The organism is Streptomyces sp. NPDC023541 (genome assembly GCF_055559995.1).
This window is the reverse complement of record NZ_JBVHJO010000001.1, coordinates 766,812-778,885: the sequence shown is the minus strand read 5'-3', so window position 1 is coordinate 778,885 and position 12,074 is coordinate 766,812. Positions and strand designations below refer to the sequence as shown.

Genomic DNA, 12,074 nt, shown 5'->3' with positions numbered 1-12,074 from the left:
CTCCGGCACCATGGCCGAGGAGCAGCAGCAGTCGCCGCCCCGGCGCGAGATCGTCACCGGGGTTCCCCGGGGCGCCCGCCGCCGGGCGCCCGCCCACACCCCGGCGCGTTCGGAGATCTCCGAACAGACCACCCTCGGGGCCACCTACGTACGGGCCCTCATGCGCAGCCAGCTGCGCGCGGGCCTGGGGGCCCTGGCCGCGCTGGTGTCGCTGGTCGGGACGCTGCCGCTGGTGTTCGCGGCGCCGCGGGCGAGGCCCGGCCCGCTCGTCTGGCTGGTGCTGGGGCTGCTGGTCTATCCGGTGATGTGGCTGATCGCCCGGTGGTACGTCCGGCGGGCGGAGCGCAACGAGGCCGATTTCACGGGCCTGGTGATGGATCCGGCCGACCGGTCGTAGCCGTCAGAAGAGGTGCATCGCCAGGTGGCCCAGGGGCAGCCCGAGCTGCCAGGCGGGGGTCCACACGCGCGCGTTCTCGTCCAGTTCGTACGGGCTGTCGGCGTGGCCGTGCCGCCCGGGATCGAGATTGGTGGCGAACAGTTCGGTGCCGTCCAGCCAGCGCCAGGCCGCCCGGGCCAGTTCCAGGTCGGGGTCCTCGCCGCGGCCGCCTTCCCGGGCCGCTTCGCCGAGGTCGAGGAAGCGGGTGTGCACCCAGTCGCGCCAGGGGTGTCCGTACGCCGTCAGCGACAGCCACTCGTCGAGCTGCGAGACCACGCGGATCCCGGAGAGCTCGCCCGCCGCGTCGGAGAGGTAGATGGTCAGGGCGAGCGTGTCGCGTCCGGCCCGGAACTCCAGGGTGCTGACCGGGATCAGCCGGCCCGTCCGCAGCAGTTCGTCGGCGATGTACTCGGCGTAGAGCCAGGCCATGGGCACCGCGAGCCCTCCGTCACTGGTGCCGTTCGTACCCTCGGGCTGCACCGTTCCACCTTCTCCCGCGCGTCGAGCGTCCCGTCGTCAGCCCCGAGCCTTCACCGAGCGGCTCACGGAGCGGGGGATGTTTACTCAACTTGGATGGTGTTCTGTCGAATTCGATGCGCTTTATGTCCGGTCCGCATCCCTTCACGGCGTTGCGGGACCCGTTCGCGGACCCGCAGGGCTCAGGCGCCGAGGCCGTAGCCGTACCCCTGCAGGTCCTTCCTCAAGGCGCGCAGGGCGTAGTAGGTGCGGGACTTGACGGTCCCGGCGGGGATGCCGAGCTCGGCGGCGGCCTCGGCGACCGACCGGTCCCGGAAGTAGACCTGGAGCAGCACCTCGCGGTGCTCCGGCCCCAGGGATCCCACGGCCCGCCGCACGTCGATCGCCGTGACGGACCCGGCCACCGCGTCCTCGACGGCGGGGGCCTGCTCCAACCCCTCGGGGTCCACTTCCAGCGGCCGTGACAGCCGGGCCCGCCGGGCGTCGATCGCGAGCCGCCGGGCCACCGTGAACAGCCAGGGGCGCATGGAGTCGTGTCCGCTGGCCAGGGCCTCCGGGTGCTGCCAGACCCGTACGAGGGTCTCCTGCACGAGGTCCTCCGCGCGCTGGGCGTCGCCGGCGGTGAGGCCGACCAGGAAACCGAACAGGGCCCGCCCGTGGTCGCGCTGGAGTTCGGCCAGGGCCTCGGGATCCGTACGCGGGAGGGTGGGGGAGAGCGGCACGAGTGGCTCCTTCCGGGGTGCGCGGGGGTCCTTGGGGGCGGCGCCCCGTCCACCCTGACCTGCGCAGAGCCCACCCGGAACCGTCATACCCCGGCGTTGCGCCCAAGCACCCGGGTGGTCCGACGGGCGGCCGTGCCGGGCGGTGAACGGTCGAACGGCGCGGCGAACGGCCGGCCGTGCCGTGTCCGCCGTTCGAGTGGGTCCGTCGGCGGGGTGCGGATCCGGTTCTTGACTTACTGCCTGTTGTTATATGCATTGCAGATGATGACATGTCAGATAGTCGTATAAAGGGGAGCCGATTGATGACCACGCGCACCCGGCCGAGGGCGGTCGCCCTGCTCTGCGCCCTCCTGCTGTCCGCGGCGGCGGGATGCTCGGCCGCCGGGGGCACCGCACCGGCCCGCCTGGGGGAGTCCGCCCCGCCGGCCCCCTCCAGCGCCGGCGGGGCGCCCGCCGCCAGGGGCTTCACCCTGGTCGCGAGCGGCGACGTACTGCCGCACACCTCGGTCATCCAGCGCGCCGCGGACGACGCGCAGGACGACGGCTATGACTTCCGGCCGATGTTCTCCGGCGTCAAGGCCATGGTCTCGGGGGCCGACCTGGCCCTCTGCCACATGGAGACCATCTACGGGGAGGAGGGCGGGCCCTTCTCCGGCTACCCGGCCTTCAAGTCCCCGCCGGAGGTCGCCGACGGCCTCAAGGACGCCGGCTACGACGGCTGCTCCACCGCCTCGAACCACACCCTCGACGACGGGGCCGCCGGGCTGCGCCGCACCCTCGACCGCTTCGACAGGGTCGGCCTGGGGCACGCCGGCTCGGCCCGTACGGCGGCCGAGGCGGCCAAGGTGACCACGTACACGGCCGGCTCGGCCAAGGTGGCGCACCTCGCCTACACCTACGACACCAACGGCTACCCGCTGCCGGACGGCCGGCTGTGGGCGGTCAACCTGATGAAGCAGGACGAGATCGTCGCGGATGCCCGGGCCGCCCGGAAGGCGGGCGCGGACGTGGTGCTGGTGAGCGTCCACTGGGGCACGGAGTGGCAGACCGAACCCGACGGGACCCAGCTCTCGCTGGGCAAGGCCCTGACCGCCTCGCAGACCGGCGGCCGGCCCGACATCGACCTCATCCTCGGCACCCACGCGCACATCCCGCAGCCCTACGAGAAGGTCAACGGGACCTGGATCGTCTACGGCATGGGCGACCAGGTGGCGGGCGAGATGTTCAACCACACGGGCGCGCGCGACCTGCGCGGAAACTACGGCTCGATCGCCCGCTTCACCTTCGCCCCGCCGGCCGCGGCCGGGCAGCGCTGGCAGGTCACCAAGGCGGAGTTCGTGCCGCAGATGATGGACCTGGCCGCCGGCCGCGTCGTCCACCTGCCCGACGCCCTGGCGAAGGATCCCGGCCGGGAGGACTACGAGGCCGCCCGGGACGAGATCACCGAGGCGGTCCTCAGCCGCGGCGCCGCCAAGGACGGACTGACGGCTGCTCGATGACGGCTCGGTTGGCGTCCGGGGCGCCTCGTGCCGGACCCACAGGTCCGTACGGCCCCGGCTCACCCGTCCGTGCAACGGGCGCCCCGCCGGCGTGCTCGGTCAGGGGACCACGGTCACCGGCCAGCGGCCCGCCTTGACCAGGCGGATCGCCACCGAGCCGACGATGCGGTGGCCCGCCTGCTCCGAGGCGCCGACCACCACCGCGTCCGCCATCAGCTCCTGCGCCGCGCTCACGAGGCCGGCGTAGGGGTCGCCGCGGAAGGTGTGGAACTCCCAGCGCACCTCGTAGATGCCCTTGAGCCGCTCCGCCGACTCGCGGATCTCGGCCACCAGCCCCTCCGCGATCTCCCCGGTGGTGTCGGCCACGGGCGCGCCGAGTGCCGCCCCGGCCGGCACCACCGGCTGGACGTACACCAGCGCCAGCAGGGCGTTCTGCCGCCGGGCCAGTCCGGCCGCGTAGGCCGCCGCCCGGAGCGAGGACTCGGAACCGTCCACCCCGGCCAGGATCACCTTCGGGCCGTCGGTACCGCGTTCGAATCCCGTGTTCACGTGCTCCGTCACCCTGCGAGGATAGGCGGTGGCGTGCGGACGCCCCCACCCGCTCGGCGCGCGCACCGGCGCACCCCTCCCTACAGTGCGAACCATGAGTGCCACCGTGGAGGACACGCACGGGACCCGGAACCGCTTCCTGAACCGGGTGCCCGACGCGTTCGGCGCGTTCTTCGGGACGATCGGCCTGCTGTGCGCACTGCTCGCGCTCTCCCCGACGCTGCGGCGGCTCCTGCGGCACGTCGTACGGTTCCTCGACCTGATCGTCGTACCGGTCAGCGCGAACCTCGCCTACGCCGTCTTCCTCTTCCTCTTCGCCGCTGCCCTCGGCACCCGCAAGAAGGTCGCCTGGTGGATGGTCATCACCTATCTGGCCCTGCTGATCGTCGACGACCTGCTGGACATCGCCGTCGGCGACTACTGGACCGGCATCTCCTCGATGGCCCTGGCCGTCGCCGCCATGGCCCTACTCATCGCCGCCCGCAGGGAGTTCTACGCCGCGTCCCGGCCCGGGGCGCTGTGGCACGCCCTGATCGTGCTCGGCCTCGGCATGCTCGCCGCCGTCCTCCTGGGCTGGGCGCTCGTCGCCCTCTTCCCCGGCTCCCTGCCCCGCGGCCAGTGGCTGGACTGGGCCGCCAAACAGGTCTTCGGCGGCCTCTTCTCGGCCCGGCAGTTCGACGGCCGCCCGCCCAGGCCGCTGTACTTCCTCCTCGGCCTCTTCGGCGCCGCCGCCCTGCTGAACGCGGCCGCGACCCTCTTCCGCTCCCAGCGCCTGACCGCCGCCCTGCACGGCGACGAGGAACCCCGCATCCGGGCCCTGCTCGGCGCGTACGGACGGGCCGACTCGCTCGGCTACTTCGCCACCCGGCGCGACAAGGCCGTCGTCTTCGCCCCCAACGGCAGGGCCGGCGTCACCTACCGCGTCGAAGCCGGCGTCTGCCTCGCCAGCGGCGACCCGGTGGGCGACCCGGCCGCCTGGACCCCCGCCATCGACGCCTGGCTGGCCGTGGCCGGCCGCTACGGCTGGCAGCCCGCCGTGATGGGCGCGTCCGAGGACGGCGCCACCGCCTACGCCCGCTCGGGGCTGAGCGCCCTCCAACTGGGCGACGAGGCCATCCTGCACGTCGCCCACTTCGACCTTGACGGCCGGGACATGCGCGTCACCCGCCAGGCCGTCAACCGCGTCAAGCGCGCCGGCGCGACCACCGTCATCCGCCGCCACTCGGCCCTCTCCGAGGACGAGATGCGGACCATCATCGACCGGGCGGACCGCTGGCGGGACACCGAGACCGAACGGGGCTTCTCCATGGCCCTGGACCGGCTCGGCGACCCGGCCGACGGGGAGTGCCTGCTGGTCGAGGCCTTCGACGACAAGGACGAGCTGATCGCCCTGCTCTCCTTCGTCCCCTGGGGCAGGGACGGAATCTCCCTCGACCTGATGCGCCGCGACCGCACCGCGCCCAACGGGGTCATGGAGTTCATGGTCGCCGAACTGTGCGCCGCCGCCCCCGGCCTCGGGGTGCGCCGGATCTCCCTCAACTTCGCCGTCTTCCGCTCCGCCTTCGAGGAGGGCGGCCGCATCGGGGCCGGTCCCGTCCTCAAGGTGTGGCGCAAGCTGCTGCTCTTCTTCTCCCGCTGGTGGCAGCTGGAGGCGCTGTACCGCTCGAACGTCAAATACGGCCCCGAGTGGTACCCGCGGTTCCTGTGCTACCAGGACGCCGGCTCGCTCGCCCGGGTCAGCCTCGCCTCCGGTATCGCCGAGGGCTTCGTCTCCGTACCCAGCCTGCGCACCCTGTGGGGCAACGGACACCCCAAGGGCGTCACCGCCCCCGCCACCACCGAGGGGCTGCCCCCGATCGAGTCCCTGGGCCTGGACGCCGTGGGGGAGGAGCTCCCGGGCGTGCCCGTTGAACGGCTGCCCGAACAGGTGCGCGTCCGCCACGCCAAACTGGACCGCATCCGGGCCTCCGGCACCGACCCCTACCCGGTCGGAATCCGCCTGCGGACCCACACCGTCGCCCAGCTGAAGGCGGCCCACCCGAGCCACCCGCCCGGTGCCCGGACCGGCGAGCAGGCCACCCTCGCCGGGCGCGTGATGGTCGTACGCGACCTCGGCGGAGTCGTCTTCGCCGTCCTGCGCGACTGGTCCGGCGACGTACAGCTGATGCTGACCCGTGACGAGGCCGGCGCCGAGGTGCTGGGGTCCTTCACCTCCCAGGTCGACTTCGGTGACCACGTGCTCGTGACCGGCGAGCCGGGCGCCAGCAGGACCGGCGAGCTCTCCCTCGTGGTCCGGTCCTGGCAGCTCACCGGCAAGTGCCTGCGCCCCCTCCCCGACAAGCGCAAGGGCCTCGCCGACCCGGAGGCCCGCGTCCGCCGCCGCTACCTCGACCTCGTTGCCAGTCCCGAGGCGCGCGACGTCGTACGGGCCCGCTCCAGCGCGGTCCAGGCCCTGCGCCAGGGCCTGCTCGACCGCGGCTACCTGGAGGTCGAGACCCCGATGCTCCAGCAGATCCACGGCGGCGCCAACGCCCGGCCCTTCCGCACCCACATCAACGCCTACGACCTCGACCTGTACCTGCGCATCGCGCCCGAGCTGTACCTCAAACGGCTCTGCGTCGGCGGCATGGAGAAGGTCTTCGAGATGGGCCGCACCTTCCGCAACGAGGGCGTCTCGTACAAGCACAACCCCGAGTTCACGATGCTGGAGGCCTACCAGGCCTTCGCCGACTACGACGTCATGCTCGGCCTCACCCGGGAGCTGATCCAGTCGGCCGCCACCGCGGCCTACGGCTCACCGGTCGCGCACAAGGCGGACGCCGACGGCAAGCTCGTCGTCCACGACATCTCCGGGTCCTGGCCGGTGAAGACCATGTACGGGGCCATCAGCGAGGCCCTCGGCGAGGAGGTCGGCGCCGACACCGAGGAGCACGTGCTGCGCCGGCTCTGCGACCGGGCCAAGGTGCCGCACGGTCCGGAGGACACCCGCGGCGACGTGGTCCTGGAGATGTACGAGCGGCTGGTGGAGGAGCGGACCGAACTCCCCACCTTCTACAAGGACTTCCCGACCGACGTCTCCCCGCTCACCCGCCAGCACCGGAAGGACCCGCGGCTCGCCGAGCGCTGGGACCTCGTCGCCTTCGGCACCGAACTGGGCACCGCCTACTCGGAGCTGACCGACCCCGTCGAACAGCGGCGCAGGCTCACCGCCCAGTCCCTGCTCGCGGCCGGCGGCGACCCGGAGGCCATGGAACTCGACAACGACTTCCTGGACGCCCTCGAATACGCGATGCCGCCGACCGGCGGCCTGGGCATCGGCGTGGACCGACTCGTCATGTTCCTCACCGGCCTGACGATCCGCGAGACCCTCCCCTTCCCCCTGGTGCGGCGCGGCTGACCGCTCGCGGGGTGGTCCGCACGAGTGAGCGGAACGGGGCGCGTCCGTGCCTCTCGACATCTGCGGGGATGTCGTTGATACGTAGTAATAATGAAAAATGACGAGCCGACAGTAGGGCGGCGCGTGCTCCTGCGCACCGCCGTCTTCCTCGGAGTCGCAGCCGCCGGGCTGATCACCACCGGCAACGGCAACGAAGGCGGTACGCCCGGACCATCCGGTGTGCCGGGCGAGGGCGGCGCACCGGGTCCCGCCGCCGGGCCCGGCCCGAACCCCGCGGCGGGGGCGCCCGGATCGCTGCCCCGGGCCCTGCCCGAGAAGTCCTACCGGCTGCGCCCCATGACGGCGGACGCCCCCGCCCGCCCGGCCGCCGTGAAACCGGCCGTGCGGACCCGGCCCATCCTCGAACTCCCGGCCGACGCAAGGACGCACAGCTCCATGGTGCTCACCTTCGACGACGGGCCGGACCCCCGCTACACCCCGGCCATCCTCGACACCCTCGGCCGCCACGGCGTGCGCGCCATGTTCTTCGTCTGCGGCGAGATGGCCGCGGAGAACCGGGACCTGCTGCGCCGGATGGTCGCCGAGGGGCACGTCATCGGCAACCACACCTGGACCCACCCCCTCATCCCCAAGCTGAGCCGACCCGCCCTCGCCGCCGAGATCGGCCGCACGAGCGAGGTCGTGCAGCAGGCCGTCGGCGAGGCGCCGCAGTGGTTCCGGGCACCCTACGGGGCGTGGAACCGGGCCGCCTTCGAGATCGGGGCCGAGCTGGGGATGGAGCCGCTCGCCTGGACCGTGGACAGCCTGGACTGGGAGGAGCCCGGCGTCACCACGATCGTCTCCCGTGTCATGCGGGGCGCCGGCCCCCGCGCGATCGTGCTGTCGCACGACGCGGGCGGCAACCGGACGCAGAGCGTCCAGGCCATCGCCTCCTACCTGCCCCAACTGCTCGCGCGGGGCTACCGGATGACGCTGCCCACCCTGACCGCCGTGGCGTCGCGCTAGGCCGTGTCGTCAAAGTCCCGCCATGGCGGGCGGGGCCGGGGCCCCCCCGGCCCCGGCCCCGGCTCAGCGGGCCTCTACCATCCGGGCGAAGACCACCACGTTGCCGTCGTACCCGCGTGCCTTGGAGTAGCCGCCGCCGCAGGTGATCACCCGGAGTTCGGCGTGCCCGGTGTCCCCGTACACACGGGATCCGGGGAAGGCCTCCTTGGAGAACACCTCCACCCCGTACACCTCGAACACCGCCGTGCGTCCGTCGTAGCGCTCCACCTCGATGCGGTTGCCCGGCTTGACCGAGCCCAGGCCGTAGAAGACCGCCGGGCCCTGTGCGTTGTCCACGTGCCCCACGATCACTGCCGAGCCGCGCTGCCCCGGCGAGATGCCGTTGAGGTACCAGCCCGCGAGGTTGCGCTCCTGCGGTGGCGGGGCGTCGATCCAGCCCTCCGCGTCCAGCCCGACCGTCATCACCGGCGCGTCCACGCTGATCGTGGGGATCCGGATGCGCTGTACGGAGGAGTGCTCCAGCAATTCCATGTCCGCGGGCGGCGTCGGCGGATTGGCCGGCAGCTGGTCGGCCGTCACCGCGACGGCCGAGGCCGCGGTGGGCTGGGGCGGTCCGTCGTCGATGTTCACGCCGTTTCTCACCATGGCGAGTCCGGTGAGCATGACCAGTGCGAGTACGCCCCACGGTGAGCGTTTGCGTGACTGCCCTGTCTCGTCCTCGCCCATCGTTCTCCCTTCCCGACGCGGGGGTCCCGACCCGCGTTCCTGTCCCACCCCTGTACGCCCTACTGCACGCACGCTAAGGCCGGGGAGGCAGGTCGGCGAGGGGGGAGGGGGCGAACGGGTGGCCGCGGCCGCGGACGGGGCCGGAAGGGGCCGGAAGGGATGCGTCCATCCAGGTAATCGTCACATAAATGCCTGACGGGTCGTGACCTGCGGATCCGTCAGCTCGGACGGCGGTGCTTCGGCGTGTCGCTCAACCGGGCGGCCCAAAGTCGGAAATGCAGAGATTGCGGTACGACCGGAGGGTTCGACGTGGGAGGCGTTCTCGTCGATCATCCGGGGCCGACGCTCCGGGGCGCTTTCCGCTGGAGGTTCCACCATGCGTGTCTTGCGCGCTCTTACCGTGACGGCGGCAGCCTGTGCCGTCCTCGGCCTCAGTGCCCCGCTCGCCTCCGCGAACCAGGACCCCGGGGGCCGGGGTGGGAATGGGGGTGGGAACGGCCCCAGCAACATCTCGGTGAACCCGTTCGCCGTGCACCAGGGTTCCACGATGCAGGTGAGCGCGGCGGGCTGCGGTCACGGCGGTACCGTCACCTCGCCCGGGAACTTTTCGCCGGCCAACCTCTCCGCCGGATCGATCGGGTTCGCGACCGTGCGGATCTTCAACCACGCCTCTCCGGGCACCCACACGCTGTCGGTGAAGTGCAATGACAGCAACCTGATCGCGACGGCCCGCTTCCGGATCCTGGAGGGCAACCCCTCGCAGGGCGGTATCGGCGGCTCCTTCGGCCCGTCCACCGCCGAGACGGCCATCGGCGCGGGCCTGGTCGGTGCCTCCGCCCTGGGCGCGGGTGCCCACGTGATGCGTCGCCGCCGTCCGCTCCGCGGCCGGAGCTGACCGTCGGCCTTCCCTGCCGGGCACCGTCCGCCCCAGCCGCCGCCCGCTCCCGCCGGTCGCCCCGCGTCCTCCCCGAGGACCGGGGCGACTGGCGGTGGAGGCGACTGGCGGTGGAGGCGACCGGCGGTGGAGGCGACCGGCGGTGGAAGGGCACGTGCGGGGGATTCAGTGACCGCGGCCGGATGCCCTGCGGCGCAGGGCGTAGGCCGTCCCGCCCGCGGCGGCGAGGAAGAGAGCGGCGCCGGCACCGAGTTCCACCGGGTCCATTCCGGCCACGCTGCCGCCCAGGCCGCCGCGGACACCCAGGGCCGCACCGGTCGTGACGGGGGCCGGGGCCGTGGCGGTGGCCGTCCGCGTCGAACTCGTCGTGGGCCTGGTCGTGCCGCCGGCGATCGTCAGGTCGGCCGAGCCGGTCTCCCCGTTGCACGTGAAGGAGACGGAGTACAGGGCTCCGGGCCGGGCGTCCCGGTCCACGGTGACCCGCACGGTCTGGCCGCGCGCGATGCTCACGGTGTCGAAGACGCCGGAGGAGGCGGTGGAGTAGGCGGCGTTGCAGCCGCTGACCGCGAGCACCACCTGGCCGCCGGGGGCGACGGTCGAGGGGGTGAGGGTGAAGCCGAACGAGACCTGCCGGGCGCGCTGCTCGGCGTGCCTCTCGGCGTACTTCTCGGTCTGGGGCATGGCCTGGGCTTCGGACCGGGCCTCGGCCGCGGACGCGGCGGGCGCGCCGAGGGCTCCGAGGGTGAGGACGGCGAACGTGGCGCCGGCACTCAGCAGGGCGGTGGCGGAGGTACGTATCGCACCCATGGTTGATTCTCCGGATCCCCGAGGAGCAGCCGCGGAACGGTTTCCGCACGTGGGGGGTCGTGCGCCTCGATGTCCGCCACGCTAGGTGCGGGTGGCGGGGCCCGCGATCAGGAACGGGCGAATGGGGCATGGCGGTAGGCCGAACCGGGGACGGGAGGCCCGTCCCCGGTTTGCCGGGCGGTGTCAGCCGCCCAGGTCCAAGTGGGAGAACTGCGTGAGGAACGGTTCGGCGGTGGCCGAGATGCCCCGCCCGAACGGTGCGTCGAAGTCCCAGATCAGGAACAGCAGGAACGCGATCAGCGCGCTGAAGAGCCCGGCCAGCAGCATCTCCCGGAACGAGCGCCTGATCTGCAGGGTGAAGATCAGGCCCACCGTGACCAGGGCTCCGGTGATCAACCCGAACCAGACCACCCCCGGCATGGTGGCCCCGGCGCTCGCGCCGCGTGCGCTGCGGGCGTCGTCGACAACCGCGACCTGGTCGACGAGCGGCTGGTAGGCCTGGCCCTCGTGATCGGTCTGCGGCTCGTAGTCCGTGACGTCCCGGCGGATACGTTCCAGCAGCTCCCCGCCGCGGTCCGTGAGTTCGCCGTCGTCGGCCATCGCCTTCCACTCGGTGTCCACCACGAAGGTCACGTACGCGTCGACGTCGGACCGGATCCTCGCCCGGACCCCGGCCGGGTAGACCTGCGAGCGGACGCTGATCTCGTGCAGGGCCTGTGCTTCCTGGCGCACGTATTCCTGGGCGGCTCCCCGGCCCTCCCAGACGCCCGCGATCGCCAGGCCCAGCACGATCGCGTAGATCACCCCGATCATCATCGTCATGTACTCGATGACGTCCGGGGTCTCGTTCGGATCGTCGTCGTCGCCGATCCTGCGGTGATTGAAGAAGGCGATGGACAGCACCACGGCACAGGCCGCGGCCATCGCGAGGGACAGGACGAGCCATTCCGACAAGATGACTCCAGATCGTTTGACGGTGGGCGGATTACCGCGGGCGCAGCGCGACGATCGCGAGCACCGCGGGAGCCGCGGTCAGCAAGGTGAAGGTCACCGGCGAGACGTGGTGCTCGGCCGGTTTACGGGCTTGCGCGCGGTACGCCGGGCGGGCCACCTGTTTCCGCGGCGGCGCGGCCACCGCGGGGGACGGCGGCGGTGGCGGCGCGGGTACCCCCGCCGCACGGGGCGGGGCGGGCGCCGGCTTCGGCGGGGCCGGTGCGGGCAGGACGGGCTTCGGTACGGGCCTGGGCGCCGCCCTGGGTGGCGCCGGAGCGGGCTTCGGAGGCGGCGGGGCCGGGGTCGGGACCGGCTTCGGCGTGGGCTTCGGCGGTGGTGGCGTGGGCTTCGGCTCGGGCGGCGGGGTGGGCTTCGGGGGCGGCTTAGGCGGACACGGCGGTGGCGGTGGCGGCGGTGGGCAGTCGGGGTCGCCGTGGTGGCCCCCGCCACGGCCGCCACCACGGTGTCTTCCGTGGTCGGAGCGGTGATCCGAACGGTGGTCCGCGCGGCGGTCGGCCCCGTGATGTCCACCACCCGGACCGCGTCCGCGGCCGTCGCCGGAAGCCAC

11 protein-coding genes are annotated in these 12,074 nt (G+C 72.8%); 5 read left to right on the top strand and 6 right to left on the bottom strand.

Annotated elements, in window-relative coordinates:
* Positions 1-10: 10 nt before the first annotated feature.
* A complete protein-coding gene (locus ACZ3X1_RS03710) occupies positions 11-397 on the top strand; it encodes a hypothetical protein (protein WP_356815451.1) in 387 nt (128 codons plus the stop codon).
* Between the two features lie 3 nt (positions 398-400).
* Here ACZ3X1_RS03710 and ACZ3X1_RS03705 read toward each other — a convergent pair whose 3' ends face one another.
* The gene (locus ACZ3X1_RS03705) at positions 401-865 is read right to left on the bottom strand and encodes a hypothetical protein (protein ID WP_356815453.1); all 465 of its coding nucleotides are present in this window, start codon (positions 863-865) and stop codon (positions 401-403) included.
* 230 nt (positions 866-1,095) lie between these two features.
* On the bottom strand, positions 1,096-1,635 hold the full coding sequence (locus tag ACZ3X1_RS03700; protein WP_356815452.1) for a sigma-70 family RNA polymerase sigma factor: 540 nt from the start codon (positions 1,633-1,635) through the stop codon (positions 1,096-1,098).
* 302 nt (positions 1,636-1,937) lie between these two features.
* On the opposite strand from ACZ3X1_RS03700, the gene ACZ3X1_RS03695 reads away from it, so the two are divergent.
* Positions 1,938-3,134 carry a CapA family protein gene (locus ACZ3X1_RS03695; RefSeq protein WP_467276129.1) on the top strand — a complete coding sequence of 399 codons (1,197 nt, stop codon included), beginning with the start codon at positions 1,938-1,940 and terminating at the stop codon, positions 3,132-3,134.
* A 99-nt stretch (positions 3,135-3,233) separates the two neighbouring features.
* On the opposite strand, the gene ACZ3X1_RS03690 is transcribed toward ACZ3X1_RS03695, so the two are convergent.
* Positions 3,234-3,695 (bottom strand): universal stress protein, encoded by a 462-nt coding sequence (locus ACZ3X1_RS03690; protein ID WP_356815882.1) that lies wholly within the window; start codon positions 3,693-3,695, stop codon positions 3,234-3,236.
* Positions 3,696-3,777: 82 nt separating this feature from the next.
* Here ACZ3X1_RS03690 and lysX point away from each other — a divergent pair, with 82 nt between their 5' ends.
* Complete coding sequence (lysX, locus tag ACZ3X1_RS03685) at positions 3,778-7,080, top strand: bifunctional lysylphosphatidylglycerol synthetase/lysine--tRNA ligase LysX (RefSeq protein WP_467276125.1); 3,303 nt, start codon at positions 3,778-3,780, stop codon at positions 7,078-7,080.
* A 90-nt stretch (positions 7,081-7,170) separates the two neighbouring features.
* Positions 7,171-8,085: a polysaccharide deacetylase family protein gene (locus ACZ3X1_RS03680; RefSeq protein ID WP_467276123.1), complete on the top strand. Its 915-nt coding sequence runs from the start codon at positions 7,171-7,173 to the stop codon at positions 8,083-8,085.
* Positions 8,086-8,148: 63 nt separating this feature from the next.
* On the opposite strand, the gene ACZ3X1_RS03675 is transcribed toward ACZ3X1_RS03680, so the two are convergent.
* On the bottom strand, positions 8,149-8,811 hold the full coding sequence (locus ACZ3X1_RS03675; RefSeq protein WP_356815885.1) for a class F sortase: 663 nt from the start codon (positions 8,809-8,811) through the stop codon (positions 8,149-8,151).
* Between the two features lie 514 nt (positions 8,812-9,325).
* Between ACZ3X1_RS03675 and ACZ3X1_RS03670 the strand changes: the two genes are divergently transcribed.
* On the top strand, positions 9,326-9,706 hold the full coding sequence (locus ACZ3X1_RS03670; protein WP_467276120.1) for a hypothetical protein: 381 nt from the start codon (positions 9,326-9,328) through the stop codon (positions 9,704-9,706).
* 165 nt (positions 9,707-9,871) lie between these two features.
* Here ACZ3X1_RS03670 and ACZ3X1_RS03665 read toward each other — a convergent pair whose 3' ends face one another.
* Positions 9,872-10,513, bottom strand: a complete 642-nt coding sequence (locus ACZ3X1_RS03665) for a hypothetical protein (protein ID WP_356811007.1) — start codon at positions 10,511-10,513, stop codon at positions 9,872-9,874.
* Positions 10,514-10,696: 183 nt separating this feature from the next.
* Positions 10,697-11,467: a bestrophin-like domain gene (locus tag ACZ3X1_RS03660; protein ID WP_356811006.1), complete on the bottom strand. Its 771-nt coding sequence runs from the start codon at positions 11,465-11,467 to the stop codon at positions 10,697-10,699.
* Positions 11,468-12,074: the final 607 nt, after the last annotated feature.